Origin of the sequence: Sphingobacterium sp. HJSM2_6 (genome assembly GCF_049316305.1) — a bacterium.
Classification (GTDB): domain Bacteria; phylum Bacteroidota; class Bacteroidia; order Sphingobacteriales; family Sphingobacteriaceae; genus Sphingobacterium.
In genome coordinates this window covers 1-512 of sequence record NZ_JBMOXB010000049.1, presented here as the reverse complement: position 1 = coordinate 512, position 512 = coordinate 1, and the positions used below count along the sequence as shown (strand labels likewise).

The 512-nt window shown below is 41.0% G+C and carries 1 protein-coding gene; it reads right to left on the bottom strand.

Annotated elements, in window-relative coordinates; translation table 11 throughout:
• Positions 1-512: site-specific integrase (locus ACFRAE_RS17755; RefSeq protein ID WP_422798508.1), on the bottom strand; the 512-nt coding region annotated here is incomplete at both ends.

Genomic DNA, 512 nt, shown 5'->3' with positions numbered 1-512 from the left:
ACATTCAGCATCATATCAGCAAAGGTATGCCTAGCCAAGTGTGTATTAAGTTCTCTTCTAATCCCACATAGCATCGCTATTTCTTTTAAGTAAGCATTATACTTTGAATTACTGTTTACGGGAACAAGTTGGCCAAATACCTTCCTACATTCATGATCTTTATATTTATCGATGATCTCCTCAACGATAGGCATGATCGGAACCATTTCGGTCACTCCGGTCTTTCCCCTTTCTTTGACGATCCATTTTTCTCCTGATCGTCCTACATTGACAATATGGCTTTCTGAAAGCGAGTATACGTCCTGAAACGCGAAGCCAGTAAAGCATTGCAGGATAAACACGTCCCTAACTTCCTCCAGTCGTAATATGGTCAATTTTTTGTTCCACAGCAAATAGACCTGTTCGTATTCCAGAGGGGCAACGTCCGTTTCATCCCCTCCGCATCTGAACTTTTGAATAGGATTTTTATCGATCAGGTTTTTAGATTCGGCGATAGAAAGCAGTTGTTTGGT